Below are 13,275 nucleotides of genomic sequence, written 5' to 3' on the forward strand. Positions count from 1 at the left end.
AAACTAATATAGACAATATTCTAGCGTAGTATTGACGCATAATGATGTTTGAAATTTCTTAACTATTCATAACGTCAAACAGTTAAAATCATTACACTGGGTGATTTTAAAAATTATGCCTGTTTATTTTATTTTTGAATTGAATTTTCAAGTGTTTTTTTTGAATAAAGCTTACGGATCAGACTAGGTAGGGCAATCAGTAAAAGCGGCAGCGCAACAATAAATCCTCCGATTACAGCAATTGCCAATGGTTGGTGAAGTTGTGCACCAGCACCTATTCCTAATGCCAATGGCATCAGTGCAATAATCGCCCCTAGTGCGGTCATTAATTTAGGCCTTAACCGTGTCGAAATAGCGAAAGTGATGGCATCATCTACTTCATTATCGTGCAACGACTCCTTAAACTGTAAGAAAGTAAAAATTGCATTTTCACCGATAATCCCCACAATCATAATCAACCCTGTATAACTACCTACGTTTAATGGCGTTGCCGTTATAAACAATGCCAAATAGCTGCCTGAAATACCCAGAACTGAAATCAGGAGAATTAAAAATGCTATTTTAAAATCCTTGAAAAGGAATAAAATAACACTAAAAACAAGCAAACTTGATGCAATAAGGATAGTCAATAATTCAGAAAAAGATTGTTGTTGCTCCTTGTAAGCACCGCCATATTCAATGTGATATCCTGAGGGCAGATTTACTTTTGATTTGATAGCTGACTGAATATCATTCATTACACTTCCCAAATCTCGGTTATCTAATCTGGCAGTAATGGCACCAATGGTTTGCAGGTTTTCCCTTTCCACTTCAGCACTACCTGGTTTCAGCTCAACTTTAGCTAAATTCTGAATTGGAATGGCAGTTCCATCAGGCAGAAAAATCTTCATCCTCGAGATATCAGAAATACTAAATTTTCTACTACCCGGATAAACCATTCGGATGGGAGAAAGTTGTTGTTTATCATACAAATCACCGATTACATTACCTTGCATGCCCGTTTGAACCTGCAACTGAAACGATGCAGGCGTTACACCGTATTGAGCAAGCATAGCAAAATTAGGCTGAACATTTACGGTTGGGCCAGATAATACAATCCCATCAAACACATCAGCTGTTCCACTTATCTTGGAAACCAAATTTGCTACCTGTTTTGATAAGCCCTGTAATTTTTGCTGGTCGTTACCAAAAATTTTAATCTCGATTGGCTGAGTCGAACTCATTAAGTCGCCAAGCATATCGCCAATCACCTGGCCAAAATCCACCACTAATGCAGGCTGTGTACTTTCAACATGTGTTCTGATCTCAGAAATCACCTCATCTGTACTTTTTGTTCTATTTGGTTTGAGTTGAATCAGGTAATCCCCTGTATTAGGCTCGGTAATGAAAAAGCCCATTTGTGTTCCCGTTCTTCTCGAATAAGCCTGCACATCAGGTATTTTAACAATTTCTTTCTCCACTTCTTTCAACATCCTATCGGTTTCTTCAAGCGATGTTCCTGGAGGCGATGCGTAATCCAAAACAATACTCCCCTCATCCATTTCTGGTAAAAACCCTGTTTGTAAGCGAGGAAAAACCACTGCAATGGAAGCTATTAAGATCAATATAAAAACAAAACTAATATACGGTCGCTGAATAAAATAACGCACCCAATTTTGTGGCTTAACCTCATGAACAACAGCTTGCCTGCCTGATGCATTATTGTGTGAATCTTTTGTGAGCAACAGAAAAATTACGGGTAAGCCAATCCAGGTTACAAAAAACGAGCAAACCAGGGTAATAATCATGGTATTGGTCATTACCTGAAAATAAGACCCTGCAACCCCTGTCATAAGTACGAAAGGCACGAAAATTACAATAGTACTAATCGATGAACCCAACATTGCAGGAAAAAGATAATGAATCGCCCTTCCAAGTAAAGGAACTGTAGGTTCATCACGATGCTCCTCGTGTGTACGATGGATTTGTTCTACTACCACTATAGCATCATCAATAATTAATCCAATGGCCGCTGCAATAGCGCCCAAAGTCATGATATTTAGAGAGTAACCGATAAAATAAAGTAAAATCACCGTTAGGCAAAGCGTAGCTGGAATAGTGATGAGGATGGTTGCGCTGGCTTTAATTGAATGCAGGAAAATAATGGCGACAATGATGGCCAGTACTAATCCTATCCATAAACTATCACGAACGCTTTTGACCGATTCGTTTACAAAATCAGCTTGTACGTAATAGGGTTTGATGGTGATCCCCGCAGGAAGTATGGTTGCGAGCTGACTAACCTTTGTGGCCATTTGGCTCGAAAGGTCAACAAGGTTGGCGTTAGGCTGTTTAATAACTGCAATCAGAATTCCGTCTTTACCATTTGCATTTATTCGGGTATATTCTACACTTTGTTGTATGCTAACCTTGGCAATATCGCCAACTTTTAGTGTACGGTTTCCCTTTCTGGTGAGTACAAGGTCTTCAAGGTCAGTTTTGGTTTTTACCGTTGCATCGGTAACCGAGAGGTATAAATAATTATGGTCGGCTAAATAGCCGTTCGATTTTATAAAATTGGTTTGAGAAAGTACAGTGCTAATTTGATCTGGTGATATGCCTAGCGTTTGCATTTTGGATACATCAAGTTCCAGCCAAAATTCCTTGCTTTTCCCTCCAATAACCCGAATTTCAGATACACCTGTAACTTGTGAAAGAAAAGGTTTCACGGTATAAGTGGCAATCTTTTTCAGTTCTGTAGGCGAATATTTATGGCTCTCCAAGCTATAGCCGCTAACGGGCAAAATGGAGGGGTTCATTTTCTCAACCGAGATATTTACCCCTGCCGGCAATGTTGCGCTGATTTTTGCAATCTGCGATTCGATTTGTTGCTGGCTTAAATTGATATCTGCTCCAGGATTCATAAATGCCGAGAGCTCGCAACTTCCACGACTGGTTGTACTCCTTACCAATTGTAGATTTGGCACTTGCTTTACCGCATTTTCCAACGGACGTGTAACCGTCACCACCATTTTATCAACTGGTTGCAGTTCAGCATCGGCAATAATTTTAATCTTCGGAAAAGTGATTTCGGGGAAAAGTCCAGTTTTCAGTTGCTGAAAAGAATAAACACCTCCAACCAGAATAATGACCAGTACGGCCAGAATAGGATTTCTATGAGAGATAAAAAAGTTTTTCATGCTATTTCTGAATCTTAACTTTTGCTGTATCGGCAATTCCGTAGTTACCTGATGTGATAATTCTATCCATTGTGGAAAACTTAGGACTCAACACTTCCGTCGTACTGCTGTTTTCGATGCCTTTCCTCACATTTACTTTTACCGCTGTAGAATCGTTAATGAGTTTCATTACCCAAAATTCATCTTCCGTTTCATTGGCTAATACCGCAGATTTTGGTAGCACCTGTGCATTTGGATGGCTGAGTTTGCTCAGTTTTACTTTTGCAATTAACCCCTCTGGAATATCTTTGCCTATTGGAACTTTAATAATATATCGCTGAGTTTGCGCTAATGAATCAACCGCAGGCATTGTTCCAGAAACAGAACCTGTTAATGAGGTTCCATCGGGTAGCAATACATTCAGGTTTCCGTTTTGCTTAATGATTTGATTAAGCTCGTAGGGCAGGTCTAACAAAAACACTAAACTATTACGATTGCTGATGGTTGCCAAAGCCTCACCATCTTGCACATAATCGCCTTTTTGATGATTAACCTGAACGATAATTCCGCCTTGTTCTGCCCTAATATTTGAAATCCCTGAAAACTTAAGACCAGGATCGAGCTTATTAATGGTATTGCCAATCGATCTTGCTTCTTTGGTAATCAGTGTGAAAAGATTTTGCCCGCTGCCTACTTTTTGACCAGTTTGTGCGTTAGCTTTTTCGATATAACCATTGATGTTTGCTTTAACAAAGCTCTTTTCTAAATAAGCAGACGTTGCAGAAAGCTCAACATATTCAGCCAGTAAACTATCGCTCACATGCGTAATTTGTACTGGTGTAACTGGAGATGGCGTATCTGCTGTAGTTTCAGGTGCTGAACTGCTACAAGAAGAAAGTGTAATTGCAACAGCGATGCTGGCATAAATCAATTTTAAATATTTTTTCATTATCGGTTCCAATAATTATATTGATTAATCAGTTTTAAGAGGCTTATAGTAGTTTGTCTCAGCAGATTTTGTGCAGACATATAATTGTTAATTGCGATTACAAAATCCGCCACCCGCAAATCGCCTGTATGCATCAGTTTACTATCCACATCAATCAATCCTTTACTAAATCTGATTTGATCGTTGATTTTTCCAAAAAGCGAATTGGTTTGCTCAATTTGCTGACGAATTAAATTGAGCTGTTGTGTTTGTTGCCTAACAAAAAATGTTCTGTAATTTGAGATGGTTTCTGAGGCCAGATCTAGTTTATTAAATTGCATTTTTTTCTGATGACCATCGTAAATCGGAACAGAAAATGTAAATCCCACACTAGCCCCAAAATTTTTGTATGGCTCAAGCACCAGTGATGAACTATATCCGCCATTAGCATATAAGCCAAGTTTTGGTTGATAATTTAGTATGACGGAACGCTTTTGATTTTCATTCTTCAAACTATCCAATTCAAATTTCCTTTTAAAAAAACTAATTTCGACGGAAAGCTTATACGATTTAAGTTTCGGCTCCTCTAACCGGATTGAAGTGGTATCAGCAATTCCAGATAAGTAATTTAGTGTGGCCAAATCATTTTTATACTGCAAAGCTGCTTGTTTTAAGCTTAATTCCTGCTGTTGCAGTGTAACCAAAAAGGTTAAATATTCTGATTGTTTGTAAATATTACTTCTGGTTAAAGTTTTAAGCAAAGCTTCTTCCTTTTTAAGTAATGTAACCACCTCAATGTTAAACCCTACCTGTTCTTGACTGGCAAAAGCCAGAATATATTGGTCGGCAATAGAACGATTTAAATCGAATGTCGACACTTGACTTGCGTACCTAATGGAGTCGCTTTGCAACTTTACGCTTTCTAACTGATTATTAATACGTTTTTTATTCAGTAAATCGTAATTCACATTGAGCAAAGCATCTAACGATTGTCCATTGGTTATGACTTCATCATAACCATAACCATGAATTATCGGTGCATACAATCCGCTTGAGGTTCCAGTGACTTGGGGTTTCCCCGTTGCCCGCACGATCAGACTATCGATACCTGCAGATTTGCGCTGGTTTTCTAAATCCTTTAGTACAGGACTCGAAATTTTCGCCTGGTTAAGGAAAAAATCAAGATTTTTTGTTGGTTCCTGCGCTTTCGCAAAAAGTGAAGCGCTAAGAAGTATACCAATGGAAAAATATTTGAATTTCGTTCTCATTTACTAAAATTTATTCCTTTAGTTAAAACTTGTGCAATTCTGCTAAAAGTTTAGCGGGGCATTACCTTTGGCCTAGTTAAGTGGATTTCTTTATAAATTTAAAATCTTCCGGATAGCATCAAACCCGATGCTCCAGGTTGGTAAAAGGGCATCAAAGTAAATTTGCTATCTTTCTTTTTATTGAAAATTTGTTTCATGTAAGGATAAATCAGGTATGCAATCTTAGTCGAGGCAATTCCAAATCCCGCACCAGCAACAACATCGCTGAACCAGTGTTTATTATTGTACATTCTTAAGGTTCCTGTAGCAGTAGCTACAAAATACCCTGCATAGCCAATCCAAGGGTTAACATCCTTATATTCCTGATGCAAAAATTCTGCAGCCATAAAAGCAGATGCGGTATGGCCAGATGGAAATGAATTTTCTCCATTATTATTCGGCCTCATCCTGCCAACGCCCTGTTTAACAAAATGAGTAGAAACCCCCATAATCGCAGCAGAAGTTACATAAAGCATAGAGGCATCAAACAGATTATGTTTGCCTTTTACGCCTGAAAGATTTAGTGCATAAACAGCCGCCGCTGGTGCAAACTGTAAATAATCATCAACATGGGCTGCAAACAAAGGATGGTCTTCCTGTAGTTCTGCTTTTGTACTCAAGTCAAGCTGTTTTAAGGCACCCTTATCATAAACAGCTGCAAAACCATAACCCGCCAGAACAGCTGGGGCGATGAATGAGATCGCCTTAAATTTGTTTTTTGGAACTGAATTACCCGAATACCATCTTCCCAAAGAATCTACATTTGAAGTGGCTTTTAAAGAATCTATACTTTGCGCAAAAGAGGGGAATGTTGCTGCTGTAAACAACAACATTATATAAAAGTACTTAGCCATACTAAGGTTTTACAGGATTACCATTTACATCAAACAATAAGTCTTTTCCTTTTACTTCAGCCTCATAACTTACACTGCCATCAGCCTTGGTAATTTTAGCCGCTTCGGCTACTTTCATACCTTTTAACTTAGCCATTACAGCGGCTGGAAACTCACTGGCTTTGATAGAAACTTCCGTTTCCAATAAAGACCCTGCTGCTGAATAGGCTTCGGAAGTTTCCTTACCATTTAAAGTAAAGCCAGCCTCGTAGTTTTGTTTTTCAATCTCCCAGTTTACTTTAACACCGGGATGATTTTTTGTAAAAGCAGTTTTAACTGCAGATGGTATTTTTGACGCCGCAACGTTCTGTGCGAATATAGCGGTAAGCAAACCGCCCATTAATAAAAAAATTCCAAAAATCTTTTTCATAGTTTTTATTTTTTATCAAAACTATAAAGCAATTATGTAGGAATTCTGTAGTTAAGCCTAGCGATCAAAAAAAATAGAAAAATAATGCATTTTCTTTACCTGCTCATAATCAATCTGATAACCATAAAGATTACACACCTGCTTGGAGATAGCAAGGCCAAGTCCCATCCCGTCAGATTCATTAGATTTTGAAAAACGGTCAAAGAGCTTTGTTTTAGTTTCAAAGTCTTTTCCTGTATTTCCAATCACAAGTTTTACATTGGAAAGTTCAACAATAATCTTTCCGCCTTTGATATTGTGCCGAACTGCATTGCTAAATAAATTATTTAATAAAATATCAGCCAAATACCTGCTCATGTTGATGGTTTTTTCACATAGGATAACCTCCAGTTTCAACCCATCCCTTTCCAGGAGTTCTTCGAACTGTCTCGCCTTTTGCGCAACCAGCTCTTTCAGGTCTATGGCTTGAATATCGCCAATCAGGTTATTCTCAATTTTTGCTAACAGCAAAAGTGATTGATGAAGCCGGGAAAGCCTTCCAGTTGCCTGGTAAATATCTTCCAAAAGAGCACCTTGCTGTTCAGTAAAAACATCGGTTTGCACAAGTGAATCAAGTTTCGAATTGATCACAGCCAGCGGGGTCATCATTTCGTGTGAAGCATTGTCTGTAAAACTTTTGAGCTCTTTATAATCGTAACGAACACGTTCTGCCATCGCATTTACGGACTGGGTAAGTTCATTAAATTCATCAATTCGGGTTGGTTCAATCCCCACATGTTCCGAAGAAGTCACCTCAAAAACCTTCATCCTCTTCAGAATATTGTAAAAAGGTTGCCATAGTCTGTTGAGCACAAATCGGTTGATTAAAAAAAGGCAACCAAGTAAAATGATGGTTACTCCCAAAGTGATCAATAAAATGACCCGCACCAGATCCTCGGACTCCACCCTGGATTTGGTAATGGTAACCAGAATATGCTCTCCTTTCAGTTCGACGATAGTAATAAGCCTTCTTCCAGGCTCTTCCTCATTCTCCTTTGGATTGAAATAGGTTGTATAGCTAAAATCACGAACAGTTACACTGTCTTTCGGGGCCTTTCGATAAGACACGCTTTGATCGATGTAGCTTGCAGGTAAGGGAAGCTTTTGAAAAGTTCTGGTGTATTGCTGAATTTCCTCCTCCTCTACGGCTAAATCCTTATCCAGTTTGTTTGTGAGAATGAGGTGGATAAAAAGGTAATATATGACGCCTGTCGCAATGAGAACTACGATGGAAGTTATGATATTTACCCTATTATAGTAAGTTGTTAACTTCATACGTCTGCAAATTTATAACCAATACCATACACTGAGCGCACATAATCTTTAGCACCACCTTCTGAAAGTTTTTTCTTGAGATTTTTCATATGGGTGTAAATGAAATCGAAATCGTCCGAAAGGTCCATTTCATCTCCCCAAAGATGCTCTGCCATTGCGTTCTTTGTAACTACCTTGCCTTTGTTTGACAGGAAATAAACCAGCAGGTCAAACTCTTTTTTGGTCAGCACAACAAGCTTGTCATCCACCGTAACTTTCATGGCTGCAACGTCGATCGTGATCTCGTTAAATTTGATTAGGTTATCACCGTCAAAATTCTTTCGCCGCACAATAGCGCTTACTCTTGCCTTAAGTTCAGAAAGATGGAATGGCTTCACCAAATAATCATCTGCACCGAGATCAAGCCCAGAAAGGCGGTCATCTAAAGAATGTCTCGCAGAAATAATCAATACACCATCTTTTTTATTCCTTGCCTTAAGCCTCGAAAGCAGGTCAAGCCCTTCTCCCCCAGGCAGGCCAAGGTCTAACAGGATACAGTCATAAGCGTACAGTTCTATCTTTTCCAATGCGGATTCAAAATCATAAGCATGCTCACAGATGTTTCCTTCTCCTGTAAAATAGGCAAGAATGCTTTCGGATAAAGCCTGTTCATCCTCAATAACCAATATTTTCATTCTTAAAATCTTTATTTCAAAAATAGCTAATAATAATCTCTACTAACCTATACGTAATCGTAGCTTTTCGATGTTAACTGCCTTTTTCTTTTGTAGAGCAGTACGTCCGTAGGTTGCGAAATATTAACGAGACAACAGCATCTCCAAGTTAAGCACGTCCCATTGTTTCTGAGAATAGTCAAGGTTGAGGCAGCTTTTCCATTCAGCTATTAGCCGTTCGGCGAAATCCTGATACTTGGGCATCCAACGTGATAAAAGTCAGCATCGCAGATCGCAACACCAAGCGCATTAGTTGGGAACATAGCCAACATTTGTTAAATTTCTTATTAATCAGGAATTCAATTCCAGAATAACAGGAATAAAATTCCGAAATTGTAAAAAAAATATAAAAATTCGGTGCTAACCAGATAACGGGGCTCGAATCAAAAATCACAGCCTATAGACCCAAAAAGGATTTTTGAAAATGTACTTACATTTTTGACTTCAAAACATTGAACCACTTATCGAGATATTAAACCCAATATAATTAACTGAAAATAAATACTTTAAACAAAAAAAAAGCAACTCTTTTAAGAACTGCTTTAAAACTCGGGGTCAGAAACGGTGCGTGATTCGAACCATTTTGTCAACGGATTGATTGAAATAGGCGGTTTTTCAAAAATTCTGGATGATATTCTGATCACTTAGCACTTAACAATTTGTTAACTAATACCTGCCCATCCTCTACGTCAATCACTTTCTCCTCAAAATCCTTCCAGTCTTTTTCGCTGATGCCCGAGTTAATTGCTGTAGTTTTTAAGAAGGCATAATCGGTACGTTCGCCTGCCCTTTTGATTGCAGTCTGTAGAAACTTGTAGGCTTTCTGCTCGCCAAACCTTTGCTCAAAAGCCAGCAGCAAAAGTGCACCATAACTGTAGCGGTAACGCTCATCAATTTCATCAGCTTTTACGATTTTAGATAGTGGAATAATTTTTTTATCCTTTAGGAGCGTTCCGGCATACTTGATATAACTTATGGTGGAATCCCTACTATAGGCTTCCGCCGTCGCCTTCACTGATAGATATTCGGCAGTAGATTCCAGAAAAAACCACCTAAGTGTAGAATTTGGCAACCATAGGCTGCCAAAATAATAATGTCCAAGCTCATGGGCATAAAATGAATATTTGATGATGTGGTTGAATTTTCCGGTTGCCTTATCAACCTGGTTATTGAACTGTCCACCTGCAACGGCAATCGTTGGGAAGGTAACAAAGCCCCAAGACTTATTGGGACCATATGGTTCTATGGCCTTATGCTGCAAGAAAGTTATCTTTTGCGGATAGGCCGTTTCAAGCTTCTTTTCATAAAATTTCTTAATACCTACTATCTGCTTATTAAAGTTTTCTGCATCAGCCAAAGGCATATTAGCATTAAGAAAATCGCTTCCAGAAAATTTCTGTTTTTCATAATCTCCCGTAAAAAGCAACAACTCAAACGGAAGATCACTTTTGAACCTGGCAAGTGGCCCTGGTTGAGCCGCCGAACCGTTGATATAGATGGTCTTGCAGTCCTCACAGTCAATGGTAATATCGTAGGCAAGTGCAGCTATTTCCCTATCATTTTTGGTATCATAGATTACCGGATACCATTTGCTCTGTTCAGATGCCCGCATAGTCTTGCCGTTAAAGGCGATAACGCCCTTATAATCGAAGAAATTTAAGGTATCTGTGTAAATTGGAAAGGCACCAGTATAGGCAATGTTTAGATTTTCTGGAAGCGGAATATAATTTTTTCCATTGTGTATCCTGTATCTAATTGCTTCGTCAGAGTAGCTACTATTGTATCTTACAACACCACTAGTGTCCACAATATATTTCATGTTCATGCCTGGATTCAGTAAGATCCTAAAGCCTGTATCCAGTTTGGGAAGTCCAGTTAGTTTAAGGTTGGCACGTATTAACCCCTCTTTCATATTAATAGTCACTTTACCCTTTAAAGTAGGCACTTGAGCGTTAAGAAAATAAGGAAATAGTACAAACAGGAAAATGGGTAGGGATGAACGGAGTTTCATTAGAGAATCTATAAATTAAGTTTCGCTAAAATATTAGTTATTTTTAAGGTAGCCTATTAAGTATTTAAAACCCGTATAAATGTTACGTGCTAATTTTCACCCAAACTACTTCTTCTCCGTTCCTCTTCTGTACCATTGCTCTTCTTAGTGTTTTTTACCGTGCCTCCAAAGCTGTAACTAAAATTCAGCTTCACCATCCTGGTTTCAAACTGATTTCGCCACAACTGCTGTAGGGTACCACTATCCTGGTTATACTCATTACGGTATGATTTAAAAATGTCCATTGCATTTAGCTGAATAGATGCCCTTTTATTTAACAGTTGCTGACGAATACCTGCTGTAACATAAGTAAAAGCTCGGTTAGTAATTGTTCGATCTACACTTTTACCACGATAATTGAAAAGAAACATAACAGAGAAATTTTTACTCAGCGAGAAACTGTTATACGAAGTTGCAGCAAGACTGGCTATCCCATCACTCTCTAGCAAAACCCCGTTAAATTCGCCTTTAAATGATCGTTTAGATAAAATGCCATTCGAACTGGTATACCACCATGGCAACACTTGTTTGCCATACATTGCCTGAAGCGTAAAATAATCCCCATAATCTGCATTTCCTGGAAGTGTTGATATTACACCATTTGCCAAAGGAACAGAGATGCTGGTAAAATCATCAACACTGTGACTATAAGTTAGTCCAAAGAAAAATGCATTTTTATAACCATACCATAAATCGGCATTATAGGCAACCAGAGGTTTCAGTGCCGGATTACCCTGTTGCAGATTGCTGCTGCTGATAATTCGCACCAGCGGATTTAGGCTCTCATAGCCAGGGCGTTCTATCCTTTTGTTCATCCCTAAGCTAAGGCTATGGTTTTTGGTAAACTTATAGTCAAGATGTACAGATGGAAATGGCTGGAAATAGCTTCTGGTAAATCGTTCGTTTCCAAACCCCTGTTCACTCTGTCCATTTGTATACTCTCCCCTTATACCCAACTGATAGGAAAATTTCTCGCCAGTGCGGGCATAAGTTAAATAAAGTGCTGAAATACTTTCTTTGTAATTAAATAAATTGGTTTGCTGACTAGTGAAATCCTGATAAAAGTTGGAATTTTTAGCATTAACATAGCTCGTTTTCATACCCATTTCAAATTGATGACCTTTGGCTAAAGGATGCGTGTAATCCATTTTAAAAGCATAAACATCGAACACACGGTCTTGACCAACCATGCTTGGCAGGTCTGATGCGGGACTGAACGTTACGGTTCTGCTGTCCTGATCGTTATAATTTCCATAACGGTAATAATCTACATCGACTGTCAAATCCCTTCCAAAGCTATCTACTTGATGTTGTAGTCGAAGTCCAGATGAGAAATTAGACGCACGAATATTAACTAGATTAATAAACTGCGATTGCCCAACAACATTATCGATATTAGCAGTGCTATTGCGACCGAAAGTCTGAAATCCAGGTTTAACCGACGCAGACAGTGTAGTGCGCTTTGAAAGATAAAAATCCATTCCCAGATTTGGCGTGTAATTCGCATTGCTTCTGGTGCTTTTGATATCAGTAGTTGATTGACCTGAGGCTATTCCCCGGGCATCGACAAAAGTGGATACAATGTAACTATCGTAGAAGTATTTGTTGTAATTATAATCTAGATTAAGCAGCAGATTATAAGCGTTTCCTTTATAGTTAAGGTTAACACCTCCATTAGCTTTTCCAAATGCCCCTTTCCCTCCTCCAGCATAAACATTTCCGTTCAGCCCGGCTTTATAATTACGTTTACGGATGATATTGATGATTGCTCCATTCCCGGCAGCGTCGTATTTTGCAGAGGGCTGGGCAATGAGTTCAACCTTTTGGATAGCCGACGAAGAAATTCCTTTCAACATACCGGCCAGTGCTTCTGATGAAAGAGTAGTGGCCTTGCCATCAATATAGATCTGAACAGATTTGCCGTTCAGGCTAATCTGGTCATCTGGCGTTACACTTACACCAGGTAGTTGGTTCATTACTTCCATAATTGGCGCACCTGAACCTAAACCGTTGAGATTTACAATAAGCTTGTCTGCCCTCCTTTCTACAAATGGAAGCTTAGCAGAAATGCTCACAGCCGCAAGTTGAATTTCCGATGTCTTAAGAACAATTGTCCCCAGTTCCCTTTTCTCGCCCGGCACAATGTCGAAAACCGCCGTAAGCCTCTTGGTGTAGCCCATCATCTTGACCTCAATAAGATAGGAGCCATTAGGGACCTGGAAACTAAAGTTCCCCTTTTCATCAGCCAATAAAGATTTGACCATACTTGTATCTGTACCCTTTTTTAAAGCTACCTGAGAAAACGGGAGGTCAGAAAGCTTTTCATCCACCACTTTACCAGTAACCTTACCCAACTTTTGTTGGGCACTAACAGCCATGGTGCTGAAAAACAAAATAAAAACTAAACCACAATAAGAGCGGGCAAATTTAAGTAAAATAAAAAGCATAACGTCTGGATAAATTTGAACAATCCAAACATATAACTAATTAATTAGTCAAACAACTAATTTATTAGATACTACAACTAATTAATTAAATTAAA

9 protein-coding genes are annotated in these 13,275 nt (G+C 38.8%); all 9 read right to left on the reverse strand.

Annotated features, from left to right (window positions below; all coding sequences use genetic code 11):
• Positions 1–128: 128 nt before the first annotated feature.
• Positions 129–3,179, reverse strand: coding sequence for an efflux RND transporter permease subunit (locus ACZZZI_RS21485; protein ID WP_463491313.1), 3,051 nt, complete (start codon positions 3,177–3,179; stop codon positions 129–131).
• 1 nt (position 3,180) lies between these two features.
• On the reverse strand, positions 3,181–4,107 hold the full coding sequence (locus ACZZZI_RS21490) for an HlyD family efflux transporter periplasmic adaptor subunit (protein ID WP_424060292.1): 927 nt from the start codon (positions 4,105–4,107) through the stop codon (positions 3,181–3,183).
• Positions 4,107–5,354 carry a TolC family protein gene (locus ACZZZI_RS21495; protein ID WP_424060294.1) on the reverse strand — a complete coding sequence of 416 codons (1,248 nt, stop codon included), beginning with the start codon at positions 5,352–5,354 and terminating at the stop codon, positions 4,107–4,109. Before ACZZZI_RS21495 ends, ACZZZI_RS21490 begins: the two co-directional genes overlap by 1 nt.
• A 98-nt stretch (positions 5,355–5,452) precedes the next feature.
• Positions 5,453–6,247: a phosphatase PAP2 family protein gene (locus ACZZZI_RS21500; protein ID WP_424060296.1), complete on the reverse strand. Its 795-nt coding sequence runs from the start codon at positions 6,245–6,247 to the stop codon at positions 5,453–5,455.
• 1 nt (position 6,248) lies between these two features.
• Positions 6,249–6,656, reverse strand: a complete 408-nt coding sequence (locus tag ACZZZI_RS21505; RefSeq protein WP_424060298.1) for a hypothetical protein — start codon at positions 6,654–6,656, stop codon at positions 6,249–6,251.
• A gap of 57 nt (positions 6,657–6,713) precedes the next feature.
• A complete protein-coding gene (locus tag ACZZZI_RS21510) occupies positions 6,714–7,970 on the reverse strand; it encodes a sensor histidine kinase (protein ID WP_424060299.1) in 1,257 nt (418 codons plus the stop codon).
• Positions 7,967–8,644, reverse strand: a complete 678-nt coding sequence (locus ACZZZI_RS21515; protein ID WP_316757066.1) for a response regulator transcription factor — start codon at positions 8,642–8,644, stop codon at positions 7,967–7,969. The genes ACZZZI_RS21510 and ACZZZI_RS21515 overlap by 4 nt, the downstream gene beginning before the upstream one ends.
• 679 nt (positions 8,645–9,323) lie before the next feature.
• Positions 9,324–10,694 carry a M1 aminopeptidase family protein gene (locus ACZZZI_RS21520; RefSeq protein WP_424060302.1) on the reverse strand — a complete coding sequence of 457 codons (1,371 nt, stop codon included), beginning with the start codon at positions 10,692–10,694 and terminating at the stop codon, positions 9,324–9,326.
• Positions 10,695–10,783: 89 nt separating this feature from the next.
• Positions 10,784–13,180: a TonB-dependent receptor domain-containing protein gene (locus ACZZZI_RS21525; protein ID WP_463491316.1), complete on the reverse strand. Its 2,397-nt coding sequence runs from the start codon at positions 13,178–13,180 to the stop codon at positions 10,784–10,786.
• Between the last annotated feature and the right edge of the window lie 95 nt (positions 13,181–13,275).

This window comes from Pedobacter sp. AC190 (assembly GCF_979258025.1).

Excerpts from the sequence above, each read along its gene's own strand:
- ACZZZI_RS21485 (WP_463491313.1), bottom strand. The coding sequence starts at position 3,179 with ATGAAAAACTTTTTTATCTCTCATAGAAATCCTATTCTGGCCGTACTG.
- ACZZZI_RS21490 (WP_424060292.1), bottom strand. The coding sequence starts at position 4,107 with ATGAAAAAATATTTAAAATTGATTTATGCCAGCATCGCTGTTGCAATT.
- ACZZZI_RS21495 (WP_424060294.1), bottom strand. The coding sequence starts at position 5,354 with ATGAGAACGAAATTCAAATATTTTTCCATTGGTATACTTCTTAGCGCT.
- ACZZZI_RS21500 (WP_424060296.1), bottom strand. The coding sequence starts at position 6,247 with ATGGCTAAGTACTTTTATATAATGTTGTTGTTTACAGCAGCAACATTC.
- ACZZZI_RS21505 (WP_424060298.1), bottom strand. The coding sequence starts at position 6,656 with ATGAAAAAGATTTTTGGAATTTTTTTATTAATGGGCGGTTTGCTTACC.
- ACZZZI_RS21510 (WP_424060299.1), bottom strand. The coding sequence starts at position 7,970 with ATGAAGTTAACAACTTACTATAATAGGGTAAATATCATAACTTCCATC.
- ACZZZI_RS21515 (WP_316757066.1), bottom strand. The coding sequence starts at position 8,644 with ATGAAAATATTGGTTATTGAGGATGAACAGGCTTTATCCGAAAGCATT.
- ACZZZI_RS21520 (WP_424060302.1), bottom strand. The coding sequence starts at position 10,694 with ATGAAACTCCGTTCATCCCTACCCATTTTCCTGTTTGTACTATTTCCT.
- ACZZZI_RS21525 (WP_463491316.1), bottom strand. The coding sequence starts at position 13,180 with ATGCTTTTTATTTTACTTAAATTTGCCCGCTCTTATTGTGGTTTAGTT.